The organism is Glutamicibacter sp. NPDC087831 (assembly GCF_044742845.1).
Lineage (GTDB): Bacteria > Actinomycetota > Actinomycetes > Actinomycetales > Micrococcaceae > Glutamicibacter.
Window position 1 is genome coordinate 1187522 of record NZ_JBIUVH010000001.1, and the last position, 17015, is coordinate 1204536.

Annotated in this window: 18 protein-coding genes; 1 reads left to right on the plus strand and 17 read right to left on the minus strand. The window is 62.1% G+C overall.

Annotated features, from left to right (window positions below; genetic code table 11):
• Positions 1 to 7: 7 nt before the first annotated feature.
• The 14 genes from dprA to rpsP form a co-directional block, all read right to left on the minus strand.
• Positions 8 to 1252 carry a DNA-processing protein DprA gene (dprA, locus tag ACIOJF_RS05830; RefSeq protein WP_402741330.1) on the minus strand — a complete coding sequence of 415 codons (1245 nt, stop codon included), beginning with the start codon at positions 1250 to 1252 and terminating at the stop codon, positions 8 to 10.
• An 8-nt stretch (positions 1253 to 1260) separates the two neighbouring features.
• Positions 1261 to 2820 carry a YifB family Mg chelatase-like AAA ATPase gene (locus ACIOJF_RS05835; protein ID WP_402741331.1) on the minus strand — a complete coding sequence of 520 codons (1560 nt, stop codon included), beginning with the start codon at positions 2818 to 2820 and terminating at the stop codon, positions 1261 to 1263.
• Complete coding sequence (locus ACIOJF_RS05840) at positions 2817 to 3179, minus strand: YraN family protein (protein ID WP_402734880.1); 363 nt, start codon at positions 3177 to 3179, stop codon at positions 2817 to 2819. Before ACIOJF_RS05840 ends, ACIOJF_RS05835 begins: the two co-directional genes overlap by 4 nt.
• 161 nt (positions 3180 to 3340) lie before the next feature.
• Complete coding sequence (locus ACIOJF_RS05845; RefSeq protein ID WP_105657739.1) at positions 3341 to 3661, minus strand: DUF2469 domain-containing protein; 321 nt, start codon at positions 3659 to 3661, stop codon at positions 3341 to 3343.
• Positions 3661 to 4386 (minus strand): ribonuclease HII, encoded by a 726-nt coding sequence (locus ACIOJF_RS05850; protein ID WP_105661214.1) that lies wholly within the window; start codon positions 4384 to 4386, stop codon positions 3661 to 3663. Before ACIOJF_RS05850 ends, ACIOJF_RS05845 begins: the two co-directional genes overlap by 1 nt.
• A gap of 11 nt (positions 4387 to 4397) precedes the next feature.
• Complete coding sequence (gene lepB, locus ACIOJF_RS05855) at positions 4398 to 5102, minus strand: signal peptidase I (protein WP_286134539.1); 705 nt, start codon at positions 5100 to 5102, stop codon at positions 4398 to 4400.
• 164 nt (positions 5103 to 5266) lie between these two features.
• Positions 5267 to 5854 (minus strand): hypothetical protein, encoded by a 588-nt coding sequence (locus ACIOJF_RS05860; protein WP_402734881.1) that lies wholly within the window; start codon positions 5852 to 5854, stop codon positions 5267 to 5269.
• Between the two features lie 173 nt (positions 5855 to 6027).
• The gene (locus tag ACIOJF_RS05865; RefSeq protein WP_402741332.1) at positions 6028 to 8235 is read right to left on the minus strand and encodes a S1 family peptidase; all 2208 of its coding nucleotides are present in this window, start codon (positions 8233 to 8235) and stop codon (positions 6028 to 6030) included.
• A 424-nt stretch (positions 8236 to 8659) separates the two neighbouring features.
• Entirely contained in the window at positions 8660 to 9307 is a 648-nt protein-coding gene (gene lepB, locus ACIOJF_RS05870) for a signal peptidase I (protein WP_402741333.1), read from the minus strand.
• 13 nt (positions 9308 to 9320) lie between these two features.
• Positions 9321 to 9680 carry a 50S ribosomal protein L19 gene (gene rplS / locus ACIOJF_RS05875; protein WP_105657733.1) on the minus strand — a complete coding sequence of 120 codons (360 nt, stop codon included), beginning with the start codon at positions 9678 to 9680 and terminating at the stop codon, positions 9321 to 9323.
• A gap of 250 nt (positions 9681 to 9930) precedes the next feature.
• Positions 9931 to 10755 (minus strand): tRNA (guanosine(37)-N1)-methyltransferase TrmD, encoded by an 825-nt coding sequence (trmD, locus tag ACIOJF_RS05880; RefSeq protein ID WP_105661210.1) that lies wholly within the window; start codon positions 10753 to 10755, stop codon positions 9931 to 9933.
• Positions 10756 to 10758: 3 nt separating this feature from the next.
• A complete protein-coding gene (gene rimM, locus ACIOJF_RS05885) occupies positions 10759 to 11301 on the minus strand; it encodes a ribosome maturation factor RimM (RefSeq protein ID WP_133833441.1) in 543 nt (180 codons plus the stop codon).
• A 154-nt stretch (positions 11302 to 11455) separates the two neighbouring features.
• A complete protein-coding gene (locus tag ACIOJF_RS05890; RefSeq protein WP_038991490.1) occupies positions 11456 to 11698 on the minus strand; it encodes an RNA-binding protein in 243 nt (80 codons plus the stop codon).
• Between the two features lie 2 nt (positions 11699 to 11700).
• Positions 11701 to 12111, minus strand: a complete 411-nt coding sequence (gene rpsP / locus ACIOJF_RS05895) for a 30S ribosomal protein S16 (protein WP_105657730.1) — start codon at positions 12109 to 12111, stop codon at positions 11701 to 11703.
• Positions 12112 to 12361: 250 nt separating this feature from the next.
• On the opposite strand from rpsP, the gene ACIOJF_RS05900 reads away from it, so the two are divergent.
• Positions 12362 to 12991: a LysE family translocator gene (locus ACIOJF_RS05900; protein WP_105661208.1), complete on the plus strand. Its 630-nt coding sequence runs from the start codon at positions 12362 to 12364 to the stop codon at positions 12989 to 12991.
• Positions 12992 to 13037: 46 nt separating this feature from the next.
• On the opposite strand, the gene ACIOJF_RS05905 is transcribed toward ACIOJF_RS05900, so the two are convergent.
• The 3 genes from ACIOJF_RS05905 to ACIOJF_RS05915 all read right to left on the minus strand — a co-directional run bounded on the left by ACIOJF_RS05905 (position 13038) and on the right by ACIOJF_RS05915 (position 16837).
• The gene (locus ACIOJF_RS05905; RefSeq protein ID WP_402696236.1) at positions 13038 to 14774 is read right to left on the minus strand and encodes an HNH endonuclease signature motif containing protein; all 1737 of its coding nucleotides are present in this window, start codon (positions 14772 to 14774) and stop codon (positions 13038 to 13040) included.
• Positions 14775 to 14837: 63 nt separating this feature from the next.
• Positions 14838 to 15893: an iron chelate uptake ABC transporter family permease subunit gene (locus tag ACIOJF_RS05910; RefSeq protein ID WP_105657727.1), complete on the minus strand. Its 1056-nt coding sequence runs from the start codon at positions 15891 to 15893 to the stop codon at positions 14838 to 14840.
• Entirely contained in the window at positions 15890 to 16837 is a 948-nt protein-coding gene (locus tag ACIOJF_RS05915) for an iron ABC transporter permease (protein ID WP_286134219.1), read from the minus strand. Before ACIOJF_RS05915 ends, ACIOJF_RS05910 begins: the two co-directional genes overlap by 4 nt.
• Positions 16838 to 17015: the final 178 nt, after the last annotated feature.

Genomic DNA, 17015 nt, shown 5'->3' on the forward strand with positions numbered 1-17015 from the left:
TCACCGGTCAGTTTTGGCGCACCAACTTCCATGCCAGGCCATCGGTGGCAGCCATTTGCAGTGTCTCCAATCGATTGATGGCGCGTAGCGTCTGGATCAGCGGCACCCCGCTGCGGGCAGAGATCTCATCGACCAGCAGTCCTTTGGTGAAGGACATGATGTCGTACACCATTGCTTCGTCCCTACCCAGGATGTCCGTCGGGCGTTGCTGAACTTTGGCACTCCGCGGCTCTGCTTGGCAGTGGTGGCCAACCAGGCCCAGCGCATCTTGCGGGCTGGCGAGCAAGGCCGCACTGCCTTCTGCAATCAATCGGTGGCACCCTGCGGAGTTGGGCGCGAAAACGCTTCCGGGAACGGCCGCTACATCGCGTCCCAACTCGACTGCATGGCTGGCGGTGTTCAGCGCTCCTGAGCGGTGGCGCGCTTCGCTGACGATAACCAGCCTGCTCAATGCCGCGATCAGCCGGTTGCGGTTCAGGAAGCGGAAGCGTGCTGATGTGGTTCCGGGAGGCACCTCTGAGATCAGCACGCCGCGAGCAACAATCTGGTTGAGCAGGTTGCTGTTGCCCGAAGGGTAGAGCCGATCGATGCCGCCAGCCATAACCGTGATCGTTGGCGGGTTCGGATGCTGCCAATCGTCCACGCTCAGAGCGGCCCGGTGCGCGCTGGCGTCAATGCCGTAAGCGCCACCCGAGACAATGGTGTACCCGTTCAAGGCCAGGGTCCGGCCAAGATCGAAGGTGACTTGATCACCGTAGTCACTGGCATCGCGGGAGCCGACGATGGACACGCTGCGCGCCAGCTCTTGGCCGTCGAGCAATTGCGGGTTCGCTGAACGCCACCACAGGCACAGGGGACGTCCCAGTTCCAGGTCGGCTAGCTGTCGCGGCCACGAAGCATCGTCCGGGATCAGCAATCCGCCACCCGCGTGCGCAGCGGCATCCAAGGCTCCCGCCGGGTTGCTCAGCGACAGGCGCTTTCTCCATCGGGCCAAGGCTACCCTCAAGTCTTGTGCGCCATCCCCGGGCGGGTGGAATCCGAGGATTCCGTCGACCGGCGCTTTGAGCGCGGCCGGGTAGAAATCCTCCCGCTGGATCAGGCGCAGCAGTTCCTGTGGGCTCATCAGTTCCAGCAAGGCCGTGGCCACATAGTCGTTGGGCTCGATAAGTTGGTTCAGATGGGCGTAGACCCGGCGCTCCTGGCTGGTTGGAGGCGAGGCTTTTCCGGCAGTGTTCACATCGTTGAAAGTCATGGCCTTACCTAGCTATTTTCCAAGTTCTGGCGAAGGTGAGCGGCGATGGCCAGATCATCCTCGGTCGGTGCTGCATGCCCTTGCTGGTCTGCAACCGTCCACGCGACCCGCAGGAGGCGGTGGATGGCGCGCGCAGATAGCCCGCGTCGTGTGGCGAGTTGTTCAAGCGCCGCCCGGGTCTTGGCCGGGTATTCCAGTTCATTCCTGAGGATCTGAGTTGGTATTTGCGCGTTGCAAGCAATGGAGAACTTTCCCAGCCGCTCCTTGCTGCGTGCCCGGGTGGCCAAGACGCGTTCACGCACCTGTGCACTGGATTCATTTGGTACCCCGCTAAGAAGCTGTGCTTGCGCTACCGGATTGACTCTGACTTGCAGATCCACACGGTCGAGGATGGGTCCTGAAAGCCGGGCGAAATAGTGCCGGCGGGCCATGGGCGTGCAGGTGCACCCGGTACCGGTGCCGAAGTTTTTTCCGCAGGGACACGGATTGGAGGCCATGATGAGTTGGAAACGGGCCGGCAGCCGCTGGTGGCCGCGTATCCGCGCGAGGTTGATATAGCCTTCCTCGATCGGTTGGCGAAGCGCATCAAGTACTCCGGTGTGGAATTGCGCTGCTTCATCGAGGAATAGAATGCCCTGGTGCGCGCGGGTAATGGCCCCGGGAATGAGTTGTGCGGTTCCGCCGCCAATCAGGGCTGAGCGGGACGCGGTGTGGTGCGGCGCCACGAAAGGCGGGGTGCGTTGCAGCTGGTCCAATTCCCCGGATCCGCCCCGAGTAATGGAATGCACCGCGGTGGCTTCAAGGGCTTGCAGGTCATCAAGTGGCGGCAGAATCGATGGCAGGCACTTGGCCAGCATGGTTTTGCCGGCGCCGGCCGGTCCGACCATGATCAGGTGGTGCCCGCCGGCCGCGGCCAGTTCCAAGGCGAGCCGTGCTTCCTGCTGCCCGTTGACCAGGCCCAGGTCCGCATCGCCCGAGGCAGCAGTTCCTGCGGCAGGGCCGGCAGATTCGGTAGGCGCCTGCGGCTGCCGGTGGCGCAGGTAAGTGGTGACCTGTTCGGCTGGGGCTCCGCAGCAGGTGAGGACCTGTCCCAGATGGCGTAGCGCCATGACCTCGATTCCATGCACCAGCCTCGCTTCTGCCCCGTTAGCCTCGGCCACGATCACCCGGTCAAGACCATGGACCTTGGCAAGCTGCACCGCTGGCAGCACCCCGGGTACTGGCCGCAAGGTGCCATCCAAGCCGAGTTCCGCCATGTACAGCGTGCTCGGTGACGCGAACAGCTGTTGATCAGCGGCCAAGGCGGCGATGACGATGGCCAGATCGAAAGCTGATCCATACTTGGGCAGGGTGGCTGGCGAAAGATTGACCGTCAGTTTCCGGTTTGCCAGAGGAATCCCTGAGTTCCTAGCCGCGGCTTTGATTCGTTCGCGGGCCTCGCTCAAAGATGCATCGGGCAAGCCCAGCAGGACGAATCCTGGGATGCCGTTGCCGAGGTCGGCCTCGACTTCCACCAGTGAGGCGCTGACCCCGTGCAGGGCCACTGCGCTGGTCCGGGCGGTGCTCATGAGCGCACGTTCTCATGCAGCCGGCATTCGAACCCTGTTGTTGTCAGATAGACCTCGACGATGTCCACGCGAAGTTCGGCGAGAAACATGCGATGGCATTGGGCCCAGGAAATCAGCAGCCTGTTGAGCCGGCGGAATTTTGCCGCGCTGATCGCCTCGAAGCCTGATCCATAGCGTTGCGAGGACCTCGTTTTGACTTCGATGGCGGTGATCTGGCCGTTGCCGGCTCTTGCTACCAGGTCCAGCTCCCCTGCTGGGCATCTCCAATTGCGATCGAGAATTTCGTAGTGCTGCCCGGTGAGAAATGTGGCGGCAGCTTGTTCGCCATCGGTCCCTAGGCGTTGCTTCGCGGTCTGCATGTTTGCTCCTCGATGTCTGCGATCCGTAATGGAAACATCGTCGGAGAATTATGGTCCACAGCGGCGGCGCCCGCCGCGGAATGTGGACAATTCGCTTTAAGCGAGATCGCCGGCTCTGTTCCAGGAACAGAGCCGGCGATCGAATGCCGCAGTGCCTCGCGTTAGGAGCCCAGCCCATCCTTCGGGATCTGGAACTCGTCAGGGTTCAGTTCTTCGACGTTGACGTCCTTGAAGGTCAGCACCTTGACGGACTTCACGAAGCGCCCTTGGCGGTAGATGTCCCAGACCCACGCGTCGGTGAGGTTCAACTCGAAGTACACTTCCCCGGCGTTGGACAGGGTCTTCACGTCCACTTGGTTGGCCAGGTAGAAGCGGCGCTCGGTCTCGACCACGTAATTGAACAGCCCCACCACGGTCTTGTACTCGCGGTATAGCTGCAGTTCCATGTCGGACTCGTAGTTTTCCAGGTCGTCGGCAGCCATCACTTTGCTTTCTTTGTCGTGGCTTCACCTTGGGCCTGATCAGCACCCGAAGTCAAGTTCCAGCTCTTGCGGTGGTAGTCGCAGGGACCCTGCGCAACGATCGCGGCACGATGCGCAGCGGTGGCATACCCCTTGTTGATCTCCCAGCCGAAGGCCGGATGCTCGGTGGCCAGATCAACCATGATTCCATCGCGTTCGACCTTGGCCAGGATGGAAGCTCCGGCGATCGCCTGGCAGGTCATGTCGCCTTTGATGATGGTCGTCACCGGGATGTGCAGGCCCACGGGTTCGCGGTCATCGGCCAGGATGTCGAAGAGGTCCGGTTCCGGTGCGGTCAGCCAGTCGTAGCTGCCATCCAGAAGCGCCGCCTCGGGCTGTACCGCGCACAGCTCCATGGCCCGCGATCCGGCCAGGCGCAGGGCGCCAGTAACTCCCAGCTCATCGATTTCAGCCGCAGAGGCATGCCCGACGCCGTAGCCCACGGCCCACTGGCGAACTGGATCGACCAGTTCCGTACGGGTTTCCGGGCTCAGCAGCTTGGAGTCGCGCAGCGCTGGGAACTCCGTGACCTGCTCAATATCTATCACCGTCATGCCGACGGTAATCGGACCAGCCAAGGCGCCGCGTCCCACCTCATCGACCGCTGCGATATAGCGGAACCCATGCTTGGCTGCCAAGGCGCGCTCATGTTCTAGCGTGGTTGCCTTGCTCTTCAAAACGGCCATGGGCGGTGCCCCTACTTCGCCACTGCGTGCGGGACGTTGGCGAAGACTTCTTCGTGCGAGTCGACGATGCCCCAGCGCGAGGTTGGCCAAGAGATCACCGAAGCGCGGCCCTGGACGGATTCGAGGTCGACGAAACCGCCCTGGCGATCGGCGTGGAAGCGGGAATCCGCGCTGGCACCTCGGTGATCACCCATCACCCAGATTTTTCCTTCTGGGACGGTCGCCTTGAATTCCATGTCTGACGGGCTGTCGCCGTCAAAGATGTACGGCTCGTCAATGGGCTCGCCGTTGATCGTGATGGCGCCTTCCGCGGTGCAGCATTCCACGGTGTCACCGGGCATGCCGATGATGCGCTTGACCAGGTACTGCTCATCAGCCGCTGGCAGCACGCCGACAAAGGAGAGCGCATTCTGGAACGCGGTGGGGTACTCGGTCAGCGGTGGCAGCCATTCCTGGTCATCGCGGAAGACGACGACGTCGCCACGTTCCAGCTCGAACGGCCCGGGAACCATGAGGTTGGCGAAAATCCGGTCGTTGACCTCGAGGGTATGCTCCATGGAGCCTGATGGGATGTAGTAGGCACGGAAGAAGAAGGTCTTGATCACGAACGAGAGCAACAGCGCGATCGCGATGATGATGACAATCTCGCGGACGAAGCGCCATATTTTGTATAGGGGTCCCCTGCTTGGAGGAGTCTCTGCTGATGCTGCGCTCACGATTCGATTAGTACCTTCCATTGTCGCGTGTAATCCCCATCTTACGTGTCTTGCCAGGCGCAACGGATCATTGCATAGCCACGGCCAGTTGCCCAGAAACGCACCAATGGCCAGGTCCGTCGCCGGGCCTGGCCATTGGTGCGTCCGTACAAGCGGACTGCGGGCTACTGGGTGGCAGCAGGCGACATGATGCCACCGCTCTGCTTGTAGTCCACGGGGATTTCGCCGATGGGCTTCTCAGCTTCAATCAGCTTTTGGACTTCGTCCAGCTGGCTCTTGTCCACCGACAGGGTGATGCCGCCCGTTTCAGGATTCAGCGTGTATGCATGGATGGCAGTGCGCACGGGGTTTTCCTGCTTGCCCTGCCACTTCATGATTTCGGAAATCGCCGAACGAAGCTCCTCGCTGCTGAATCGGACTAGGTGCCCGATGGCCCCGGCTTCTTCAATAGCGGATAGCTGCTCTTCGCTGGTCGTCGAAACATTCAGCTGCCCGTCCTTGATCCAACCCTGGACGTATTCATCGCCCAAGGCTTCGGAGAGCTGGTCATTGGTCTGGAGCAGTGCGTCTTGATCCACGGTGTTCCCGCTCGAGTTTTCTGTTTGCTGCGAGGATTCCGATCCCGTGGCGCTGGCCGTAGCCTGCGCACCTGGATCGGTGCCCTGGCCGCAGCCGGTTAGCAATAGGGCAGCCATGGCGGCAGTAGAGGCCAGCATGATTGGCGTGCGTGAAGTTCTAGCGTTGAAATTCATAATTTACACCTCGGTGATATTCACGTTGCCGCAACGATCTTAGCTTTGAGACTAGTGCCGAAATCGTAGAGCAACCAAGGAACTACATGTGTGCCAAGTAAAAATGCCCCGCTACTTGTTCTCAAGTAGCGGGGCATTTTCAGCAGGACCCAGTCCCGCCGGAACAGAATCCCTTAGCCGTGGCGACGTGCGTTGCGGCGGAACAGCAGGAATGCCGCACCGGCCAGGGCCATTGCGCCACCGGCGGCGATCAGCGGAACGCTGTTCGAACCGGTATCCGCCAAAGGATCGTCCTTCTTAGGAGTTTCCTTTGGAGTTGCAGACTTGCTTGGCTCGTCGTCCTTCTGGTCCTTCGGAGCTTCCGACTTGTCGTCGTCCTCCGAAGCGGAAGGAGAGGTGCTCTCCGATGGCTTGTCGCTTTCGTCCTCGGAAGGCGATGGCGAGGTGCTCTCGGAAGGCTTGTCGCTTTCTTCTTCGGAAGGCGATGGCGAGGTGCTCTCGGAAGGCTCAGTAGTTGGTTCCTCGGAAGGCTCCGTAGTTGGTTCCTCAGTCGGTTCCTCGGTAGGCTCCTCAGTCGGTTCCTCGGTAGGCTCCTCAGTCGGTTCCTCGGTTGGTTCCTCGGTTGGAGTTGGAGTTGGAGTTGGAGTCGGCGCAGCAACGATCACGACGTTGGCGTTGACCCGCTCAGAGGTGTTGAAGCCGTTCTTGGCCACAACGCTGAACGCAAACTTTCCTGGTTCTTCCGGGGCTGGGAACGAGAAGTTTCCTTTAGCGTCCAGCTCAACCTTCTTGTAGAGCTTGCCGTCAACGACCACACGGATGATGGTGCCAGCCGGAGCATTGGCAAGGGTACCGGTGATTGCTTCACCAGGTTCAACTTCAGTACCGTTTTCCACCGTGATGGCAGGGGTATTGATATGGAATTTCAGCGTGTAGCCATCAATGTAGCCCTTGTCGAAGACATCATCGAGCGAGGTGTACATGGCGATGTCATCAGCGGTGTTTTCCTTCAGGTCTTCACCTGCGGCGTTGGCCGAGTTGATGCCTGCCGCCTTGCTGCCTACGAGCATTGGGCCACCGGAGTCACCCTGGTCAAGCACGCTCTGGCCAGGATTTTCAGCGACATAGCCAGCAACTGAACGGTAGGTCTTATCCGAGCCACCAACGAAGAAGACGCCTTCACCGATAATCGGGGAGCAGCTCCAACCGGTCGTACGACCCGAAGAGCAAGCTTCCGACCCAACTAGTGCCTTGGTCGTGCCAGTCACGTTGATAACTTCGTCGCGAGGTTCCTTGCCGTCAGCCCATTCGGACACAGCAGCGTGCAAGTTCAGCGCAGGATTGATGTTATCGATCACCGAGATATCCGTGCCTGGTTCCAGGTTATTGAACTCTTCCTCGGTCAAGGAGTTCAGTTCTTCGGCAGATAGGCCCGAATTACCCGGACCACCGAACTGGTTGAATCCAAAGGTACCCAGCTCGGCACCCAGCGTTGGCGATTGGCCTGGTACCGACTGTTCGGCAAGGCCCAAAATCTTGGTGGCGCCATCTTCCGAGCAGTGCCCAGCCGAGATGATGGCATCTTCACCCTCTGCGGTCCACGCAGTGAATCCGAGCGAGCAGACCGTCGACGTGCTAGTAGGTGCGCCGGACTTGTCCATTGCGTAACCCAGGGCACCGTAAATATCCTCTGCGGCGGTGGTCTTGGCAACACCCGAACTTTCTACACCGTCAACGTGCGTAGCTTCGCTGACGAACTGCTCAACGGTCAGCTTCTCAGGCAGGGAGCCAGCGGACTTGGACTTCAGTTCGTCCGCAGCTTCCTTCTCGTCGAAGCCCTTTGCGTAGATCTTCAAGCCATCGTTGGTCTGAAGGATAGCGGTGATGCGCTTCAGTTCCTTCGGCTCGATGTTGGCCAAAAGCTCGGTGTAGACCTTGTCTACGGTCTTGACCTGCGAGTCAACTTCGGTCACTACGATAGGAGCCGGAGCTGCACTGGCCTTGACGATCTCCTTGGCCTTGGCAGCGTCCTTCTTGCTTACGGTGATCTCGGCTTTGCCGTCCTTCACCGAGGCAGTGGCGTCAATGCCTTTCGCATTCAGTTCATCGCGGACCTTGGAAGCAGCGTCGCTGGTCTCCCCGTCCTTGACGTACTCTTCAACGGACTTATTGAGGTCCTTCTCAATAGCCTTGTCGAGCCCCTCGGTGTCCAGAGCGGTTTCGCTGGCCAAAGGCTTCTCGCTTGCCGTAGCGGACGCAGACGGCGATTCGGAGGCCGTTGGCGCCGCTGCGGCAGGCATGAAGCTAGAGCCGACCACCAAGGCGGTCGCGGCTGCTGCAACGATGCCGCGTTGCGCAGTCTTCTTTTTTGGATGTGGCATTAATGCTTCTCCCAGATTTATGGTGCGAGTGCCCGCGCGTCCCCTTACCTAAGGGCGCGCGCGTAAGCACAGGTGTTGTTACCAAAATGAAACAATACTTTGTTCCGACACAGCTTTTCAACCATCGAATCCAACAAAAATATAAATTCCAGAACCCGTTTCACCTAGTCAAATAGCTCTACCCTCATCGAGCTTGGTTACAACTTACGTGCCAGTAGTATTGGTTTAAGATTGGACTTCTCTTTCTAATCCCTAGTCAGCTTGGTGGATCCTGAGTGTTGTCGCGAAATTTACACACCAATTGCACAGCAAATCGGGTGGGATGGAAATCCATCCGAATTAATTCCATTAACCTAGAAAAATAGCGCCAGATGGGTAGTTCTACCCATCTGGCGCTATCAAAATCGCCGGTTGTTACGGCGTGTCATCTGATTACTGAACGCTGATCGAGCGGCCAAATCACCTCGGTCGCTTTGCCCGTGACGCGCTCGACGCTGATCATTCCGCCGCCGCTTGCGCCCAGCAATGCCCGCGAATCCTTGGAAGTGGAGCGGTGATCGCCCATGACCCACAAGCGGCCAACCGGCACTTCTACGGAAAACTTCTGTTCGCTCGGAGCGTCCCCGGCGAAGATGTACTGCTCGTCTGCAGGCTCGCCGTTGACGAGCAGTCGCCCATCGGCGCTGCAGCATTCCACTGTGTCTCCCCCAACGCCAATGACGCGCTTGACGTACTTATTGCTGCTCCCGGTGAGGCTGAACGCCCCCAGCAGATCATCAGCGAAGCTGGCCTTGGCGTAGGGCAGGAACGAGCCGCGGCCATCGAAGACGATGATGTCTCCGCGTTGCGGTTCGGCATCCGAGTAAGCGCGGCGGTCTACGGCGATGCTCTGGCCAGGGTTGAGCGTGGATTCCATGGAGTTGGACTCGATATGGAAGACGTCGATCAGGGTGGCGCGAATGACGATGGTGGCTAGCAGACCAAGAGTGATGGCGAGTACAGCGAAGCGCCAGACCCATGAAAAGGCCCGGCGCTTCATTGTTGCCCGCTCAGTGCGTGCAATCCGGTTCATTGAAGAACGCAGATTACTTCTTTGCGCTGAAGTCGCGCTTCTCGCGGATGCGAGCAGCCTTGCCGTGACGATCGCGCATGTAGTACAGCTTTGCACGACGAACGTCACCCTTGGTCACAACCTCAATCTTGTCGATGATTGGGGAGTGAACTGGGAAGGTACGCTCAACACCGGTGCCGAAGGAAACCTTGCGAACGGTGAAGGTCTCGCCAACACCCTGGCCCTGGCGACCAAGGACGTAGCCCTGGAAGACCTGAACACGGGAGTTCTTGCCTTCGATGATGTTGACGTGAACCTTCAGGGTGTCGCCTGGGCCGAAGGCTGGAACGTCGGAGCGCAGCGAGGCTGCGTTAACAGAGTCAAGAATATGCATAGTGCATCTCCTAGGATCAATGCCGCAGGTCACCGAATCCTCGTAGCGGGGCCCGACACCGGTCGAAACCAGTGAAATCCCCGGAACGTTGTACCACCGATTGCCTCTAGCAAACGGTGCGGCGGTCTTCTGTGGCTCGAGCTTCCCCCTGCGGCAGGAGTCGAACAAAAACACACCAAGAAACAATTATGCCGTATCAGCGAAGCCGATGCGAGTTTGCCCGAAATGGCTTTCGAGTGATTTTGGCCTCTTAGTCGCTCTCGGTGCCGGCGCCGGTAGCCCAGTCCAATTCGGACTTGGGGGTTATGGCACCGTCAACGAGCGCGAATCCGCTGTGCCATAGGGCATCGCGGTCCCTGCGGTTCAGGCTCTCGGCATCCAGCTGCGTGATCAGGTCGGGGCGACGCGCTGCGGTGCGCTTGATCTGCTCGTCGCGGCGGAACCGTCCCACCCGCTGGTGGTTGCCACCGAGCAGCACCTCGGGGACATCGCGGCCGCGCCAGGAGGCCGGCTTGGTGTACACCGGGTATTCCAGCAGAACATCCGAGTGGGATTCTTCTACCAGCGATTCCGGGTTGCCGATGACTCCTGGGATCAGCCGGGCGATGGCTTCCACCATCACCATCACGGCCACTTCTCCCCCGTTGAGCACGTAATCGCCGATGGATACGGGGATGACGTTGAAGTTCTCGTGCGCGTATTCGATGACGCGCTCATCGATGCCTTCGTAGCGGCCGCAGGCGAAGACCAGATGCTCTTCCTCGGCAAGGTCGTAAGCCATCTGCTGGTTGAAGACGGCGCCTGCAGGCGAAGGGACAATCAGGGTTGGCTTGGGGCCGCCAGCATCGGCTGGGCGCACCGCGTCCAGTGCCTGTCCCCATGGTTCCGGCATCATCACCATGCCGGCGCCGCCACCGTACGGGGTGTCGTCGACCTTGCGGTGCTTGTCGGCAGTGAAGTCGCGCAGGTTGGTGACGTTCAGATCCAAGATGCCGTCTTCGGCGGCGCGGCCGATCAGCGAAAGCGAGAGTGGCTGGAGGTACTCAGGGAAAATCGAGATGACGTCAAGACGCATGGCTTACTTTTGTCCCTCTTCGTCGCTGCCGTCTTCATCGCTGTTCAAGGTCAGCAGGCCTGCCGGCGGGGTAATGACTACGATGCCGGCTTCCGGATCGATCTCCGGGACGAATTCGTCGACGAACGGGAGGTAGATCTCCTGGCCGTCAGCGTCTTCGAAGACCAGCAGGTCCTGGGCGGGATTGGTGCGCAGTGCGGTGATGGTACCGACCTGCTCGCCATCGAGCATGACCTTCAGGTCCAGCAGTTCATGCTCGTACCATTCGTCCGAGTCATCTTCCGGCTGATCGGAAACTTCAATCTCAAGGCGCGCGCCGCGCAGGGTTTCAGCCTGGTTGCGGTCGGCGATTTCCTTGAAGGAGAGCAGCAGGATGGTCTTGTTCCAGCGCGCATTGGCGATGGTCAGCGTCTTGACCGGGCCGTCGACGACGATGAGTTCTTCGCCAGCGGTGAAGCGCTCTTCCGGGGTGTCGGTCATGACCTGGGCGGTGACTTCGCCACGGATGCCGTGGGGCTTGCCGATGCGGGCAACCTGCAATCGCATAGTCTGCTGCTCTTTCTGCACTGTGTTCCGTGGCGTGTGCCGGGAGACTGGAATGGAAATTCTAGGGGTAAACACGAAAGGAGTTTCCGTCACTAGTTAGGACGGAAACTCCTTTCGTTTCGAAGCCAACTTAAAAGCCAGACCTCTAAGTTGCTTAGCCTCGGCGACGGTCGGTGTCGATTACATCGACACGTACCGGCTCCTTGGCCAACGCTGCCATTACGGTGCGCAGTGCTCGTGCGGTGCGTCCCTGGCGTCCGATCACACGACCTAGATCCTCAGGGTTCACACGTACTTCGAGCAGGTCGCCGCGGCGGGTGGACTTCAAGGCGACCTTGACGTCTTCCGGTTCCTCGACAACCCCGCGTACCAGGTGGTCTAGCGCGTCAACGAGCACTGTTACTCAGCCTCGGTAGCTTCGGCCTCTGCCTCTTCAGCAGCTGGCTTTTCAGCCTTCTTGGTGATTGCCTCTGGGAGGATCACCGAACCCTTGTCAGGAGCAACGAATGCTGGCTTAGGCTCGGCAACCTTGTAGGTGCCTTCCTGGCCATCGATGCCCTTGAACTTCTGCCAGTCACCGGTGATCTTCAGCAGTGCGTGTACCTGCTCGGTTGGCTGAGCGCCAACGGACAGCCAGTACTGTGCACGATCCGAATCGATCTCGATAACCGATGGGTTCTCGGTTGGGTGGTACTTGCCGATCTCCTCGATGGCACGGCCATCGCGCTTAGCGCGCGAGTCCATGACGACAACGCGGTAGAAAGGTGCGCGCATCTTACCGAAGCGCTTCAGACGAATCTTTACGGCCACTTTTGTGGTCTCCTGTTTCTCAACATGGTCGAATCCAATTTTTAGCACCTGTGGGGCAGGCCTTACTGGTCGGATTCTAAAAGGACAGGACTCATAGCGGAGAGAGGGGCCACTGCGAATCGAGTACCCTGCAATTATGCCAGAGAGCGTGCGCGGTGGCCAACTCTAATTGGCCCCGCGCGTCGGGCGAAGATCATGAGCTTGCTCACCCTGGGGCCTGCGCCCAGCTGCAGCTTCTAGCATTGAGTGCATGACCGTTGCTTCCGCCTTGCTGGGTTTCAGTATAGTTGCCGCCCTGATGACGTTGATTCCGGGTGTCGATACCGCGCTGATCCTGCGATCGGCCATTGCCCGGGGACGCGGTGAAGCGCTGCTGGCGGCGCTGGGGATCTGCACGGGAGTATTCGTTTGGGGTGTGGCCGCGGCCGCGGGAGCTTCGGCAATTCTGGCCGCCTCATCCCTGGCCTACCAGGTGCTGGCCTATGCCGGCGCAGCCTATCTGGTGTTCCTGGGCGGGCAGATGATCCATCGGAGCCTGCGGGGCAAGCAGTTGGCCACGATCCATGTCCCGGTATCGCACAGCAGGTATCGAACCTACCTGACCGGGCTGGTGACCAACGTGCTGAACCCGAAGATCGGCGTCTTCTATATCGCCGCGATCCCGCAGTTCACCCCGGCGGGCACCAACGCCCTATTCATGGGCATGGGGCTATCGGCGGTGCATGTTGCACTGACCCTGGTGTGGGCAGTGGCCTTGGTATACGGGGTTCGGATCGCTGGCCGCTGGCTGGGCTCCGCGAAGTCGGTGTCCTGGATGGACCGGATCACCGGGACAGTGCTGATCGGGTTCGGACTGAAAGTTGCGCTCTCGCGCCCATAGCATCTTGGCCACGCCGGCAGGTGCAGCAGTTCGCGGCTCCGGGTGCTCAGGCGGCCACCGGAACACTGTTTCTTCGCGGTACCTGCATCGGGTCCAGGTGCTTGGGCAGCAGGATGTGAGCCAGTCCCCCAACGGTAACCAGGGTCAGCAATCCTGCATGAATGGCATGGTGGTGCCTCCGACACAGGCAGCTGCCATTGCGCGATGAAGTGCACCCGCCACGTTCCCACCAGTTGTCGTGATGGTATTCGAGCATTTCAGGCGGTGCGGTGCATCCCGGGACGATGCATCCGCGGTCGCGGGCGAAAATTGCGCGCTTCATTGCATCCGTGAAGAAGCGTTCCTTGCGTCCTACATCCAGCGGTTGCCCATCGGGTCCGAAGACCACCCGGTAGATCTCGCCTTGGCAGATCAGCTGTGCGGTGTCCGCGGAATCGAGTTTCACCCCGTGGTCGGAGGTGGCGCGAAGCTTGGCCGGATCGCCAAGATCCTGCGGATCGCGCAACTGGATATGGATGCCGATCCTTGGAATGATTCCATTGGGCGCGGCACCTGCCGTGCGCGCTCTCAGCGCGGCCAATAGTGCGTTGAGCCGGCGCTGGGCCACCGGAACCTCCCCATAGCCAAGCAGCAGGGACGTTTGGAGGCCTTCACCTGCTCGGCCTGCGCCGCGCGTTTCCTGCTCATCAACAAGCTTGTCAGGTTGTTGCTGCGCTCCGGACAAGGATTCTTCCTCCCCGTGCCCGTCCTGGGCCCATGGCGGTGGTGGTTCCTTGCTGCTGAACAGGTCGTCGGTGGCTGATTGCCCGGCATTTGCCCCGGGATCCGCTTCCTGCTGGTCCTCTGAGGCGTTCTGGCCATCATCAGGGGCAGCGCCTGAACCGGATTTGGCGGCACGGGCGGCTTTGCCTGCCTTGGTACGCGGGTTATCGGCCTGGGCCAGGGTGGAGCGGAATTCCTCGCGCTGGGTCCCGGCGATGTAGAGCTCGTACTTGTCGCAGTCGCCCACGGTGCCTCGCGGATAGATGCCGGGTGCCGGGTTCCTGGTTTGCTTGCGGGCCTTGCGCTCAGCGGAAAGCATTGCCGCGAGCTGGGTCTCGCGGGTGGCACGGTCAGGTTCCTGCAGCAGGGCCGCGGCTTGGTGATCGAGCAGCTGGCCCTGTTCATTGCGGGCGGACGATTCCAGCGGCCGGCCTTGGAAGCTCGTGTCAGCCGGCTCGAATTTGTCCAGTGCGCGGGCCGTGCGGGCAATCAGCCGCGGGTCCAGGTCCGGCGCTTCGGCGTAGAGCCTGGCCAGCTGGGACAAGCGCGGCGCGGCGGTGCTGCCATCCATGAGGCGCCGGGCGATGAGCAGGTGCGCGTCATTCACCCGGTGCTGCCCCTCATGGGCGTTGATCCCCAGCCAGCTGGCCAGGAAGTCGCCGGTGTTCTGGTAGTGGGCGCGGCCTGAATGCTGGCGGGCGGGGCGGTCGTAGCTGGTCCGCGATGCGGAAATGGCCGCCAGCTCATCGTCTTCCAGCAGGTGGGCGCCGGTTGATTCGAGATGGATAGCGCAGTGCAATTGCTCCCGCAGGGTGTAGCGGTAGAGCGTTTCAATCAGCCGTGCATGCCCCGCCGCCACCCGCGGGTCATCGGACTCGCGCAGGGTGCAGGAGAGCTTGGCCAGCAGCGCGCAGCAGGAAGCCATCAGCTCAAGGAGCACTTGGATCGCTCCGCGCGGGAGCGACCCGGTGATGGATTCGCGCAGGATCTGGATCGCTGCGGCTAGCTGGTGGATGCCCATGGACCCATCATGGGCGCGGCCAGAGGCCCGAGCTGGCAGCCATCGCCAACTGTGGATAAACCGCTAGCCGCGTTGGCGGACCTTGGATTGGCGGATGACCAGGAAGATCAGGTACGGGGCGCCAATCACCGCGGTGGCCACCCCGGCGGGCAGGATCACCGGGAAAGCCCGGGCCGCAACCAGGTCGGCCAGCAGCACGAAGATCGCCCCGATCAGCGCGGCATGGGGCACCGGCGGGATGGTGCCGCGGGCCACCAGCCGCGCGGCATGCCCGCTGGCCAGCGCAACGAAGGCCAGCGGCCCGGCGATCACGGTCGCGGCGATGGCCAGCAGCGAGGCGAGGCCGAGCATCAGGACCCGGTCGCGCCCCAGGTTCATGCCCAGCGCGCGGGAGGTATCCGAATCCAGCGCCAGCACCTCGCGCTGGTTGCGCAGCAGCGCGGCCGCGGCCAGTCCCAGCGCGATGACCGCCGGCGCGAAGGCCAGGTCGGCCCAGGAGATCGCGTTGATGGTCCCGGCCAGCCAGGTCAGCGCCTGCTGGGCGTTGTAGATTTCTCCCAGGGTCAGCATCCAGGAGGTCAGTGCGGCGCACAGCCCGGAAAAGCCCAGGCCCACCAGCACCAGCCGGTTGCTTTCCAGGGAACTGTGCCAGACCAGCGCGAAGACCAGGGCGGAGACCAGCAAGCCGCCCAAGGTGGCGGCAATGGGCAGCCCGTAGTGCACCAGCAGTTCCGAACGCCCGCCGGCGTGCACGCTCAGGGCCAGCACGGCCACTGCGCCCAGGGCCGCGCCGTTGGTCACCCCGAGGATGTCGGGGCTGGCCAGCGGGTTGCGCGCCACGTTCTGGGTCAGCGCCCCGGCCACTCCGAAGCCGGCCCCGGCCAGCACCGCAGCCACGCTGCGCGGCAGCCGGAACTCGATGATCGACAGCTCGGTGCGCGGATCCGGGGCCGCGCCGAAGAGCGTGGCCACCACATCGCCCAGCGCGATCGGGGTGCCCCCGATGGCCAGGTGCAGGCAGAAGGCCGCGAGGGCCACGGCCAGCAGGATCAGGCCGGTAGCCACAGCGCGCCGGGCGCGCACCGCGGAAGCGGGGGTGCGGATCGCCGGGGCGCTCATACGGTGACCGCCTTGCGGCGCCGGGCCACGTAGATGAAGAAGGGCGCGCCGAGCAGCGCGATGACCACGCCCACGGGCAGTTCCCCGGGGCGGGCCAGCATGCGGCCGAGCACATCGGCCACGCACAGCAGCAGCGCGCCGCACAGGGCCGAGCCGGGAATCACCCAGCGGTAGTCGGCGCCGAAGATGCGCCGCGAAATATGCGGTACCAGCAGGCCCAGGAAGGCGATCGGCCCGGCCAGGGTGACCGCCAGCCCGGACAGTGCCACGATCGCCGCCAGCCCCAGCCCGCGGGCATGCAGGGCGGTGACCCCGAGGCTGCGGGCGGAATCCTCGCCCAGGGTCAGCGCGTTCAGCCCGCGGGCATTGGCCAGCGCCAGCACGGTACCGGCCACCAGCAGCGGCCACAGCGACAAGAAGGATTCGTAGCCTTGGACCACGGAGCCGACCTGCCAGAAGCGCAGGGTTTCCAGGGCGGCCTCGCTGAGCAGCACGATGGCCGACACCACTCCGGCGCAGAGCGCGGTGACCGCGGCGCCCACCAGCAGCAAGGTGATGGGCGATCCCCCGCGCCCGTCGATGCGCCCGATGCCGAAGACCACCAGGGCCGCCAGCAGCGCTCCGCCCAGGGCCAGCAGCGCCTGGGTCCACGCCGGCAGCGGGCCGGTGAAAGCGGCGACCGAGACGATGGCCAGGGCCGCGCCCTGGTTGATGCCCAGCAGGCCGGGTTCGGCTATCGGGTTGCGGGTGTGGCCCTGGATCAGCGTGCCGGCCATGCCCAAAGCGGCGCCGGCGGCCAGCGCGGTAACGGTGCGCGGCCAGCGGATCTCGCGAATGGCGATGTCGCTGACCTGGCCGTCGGGGGCCAGCAGCGCGTGGCGCAGCTCGGCGAAGCTGGAGGTGGTGCTGCCGATCCACAGGCTGAGCCCGATGGCGGCGCCCACGCCGGCGGCCAGGGCCAGCAGCGAGCTGATGCGCGGTGTGGTGCGGTCGATGGTCGGTGGCCTTTCTCGGGCCGCGGAGTGCGCGGCGGGTGCGTGCAGGATATGCGAAGCAATGATGTCGCAGGACCTTGACCAGGACGGCCGGATCCATGCTACTGTTCTTCTCGCGCGCTAAGCT

Excerpts from the sequence above, each read along its gene's own strand:
- dprA (WP_402741330.1), bottom strand. The coding sequence starts at position 1,252 with ATGACTTTCAACGATGTGAACACTGCCGGAAAAGCCTCGCCTCCAACC.
- ACIOJF_RS05835 (WP_402741331.1), bottom strand. The coding sequence starts at position 2,820 with ATGAGCACCGCCCGGACCAGCGCAGTGGCCCTGCACGGGGTCAGCGCC.
- ACIOJF_RS05840 (WP_402734880.1), bottom strand. The coding sequence starts at position 3,179 with ATGCAGACCGCGAAGCAACGCCTAGGGACCGATGGCGAACAAGCTGCC.
- ACIOJF_RS05845 (WP_105657739.1), bottom strand. The coding sequence starts at position 3,661 with ATGGCTGCCGACGACCTGGAAAACTACGAGTCCGACATGGAACTGCAG.
- ACIOJF_RS05850 (WP_105661214.1), bottom strand. The coding sequence starts at position 4,386 with ATGGCCGTTTTGAAGAGCAAGGCAACCACGCTAGAACATGAGCGCGCC.
- ACIOJF_RS05860 (WP_402734881.1), bottom strand. The coding sequence starts at position 5,854 with ATGAATTTCAACGCTAGAACTTCACGCACGCCAATCATGCTGGCCTCT.
- ACIOJF_RS05865 (WP_402741332.1), bottom strand. The coding sequence starts at position 8,235 with ATGCCACATCCAAAAAAGAAGACTGCGCAACGCGGCATCGTTGCAGCA.
- lepB (WP_402741333.1), bottom strand. The coding sequence starts at position 9,307 with ATGAACCGGATTGCACGCACTGAGCGGGCAACAATGAAGCGCCGGGCC.
- rplS (WP_105657733.1), bottom strand. The coding sequence starts at position 9,680 with ATGCATATTCTTGACTCTGTTAACGCAGCCTCGCTGCGCTCCGACGTT.
- trmD (WP_105661210.1), bottom strand. The coding sequence starts at position 10,755 with ATGCGTCTTGACGTCATCTCGATTTTCCCTGAGTACCTCCAGCCACTC.
- rimM (WP_133833441.1), bottom strand. The coding sequence starts at position 11,301 with ATGCGATTGCAGGTTGCCCGCATCGGCAAGCCCCACGGCATCCGTGGC.
- ACIOJF_RS05900 (WP_105661208.1), top strand. The coding sequence starts at position 12,362 with ATGACCGTTGCTTCCGCCTTGCTGGGTTTCAGTATAGTTGCCGCCCTG.
- ACIOJF_RS05905 (WP_402696236.1), bottom strand. The coding sequence starts at position 14,774 with ATGGGCATCCACCAGCTAGCCGCAGCGATCCAGATCCTGCGCGAATCC.
- ACIOJF_RS05910 (WP_105657727.1), bottom strand. The coding sequence starts at position 15,893 with ATGAGCGCCCCGGCGATCCGCACCCCCGCTTCCGCGGTGCGCGCCCGG.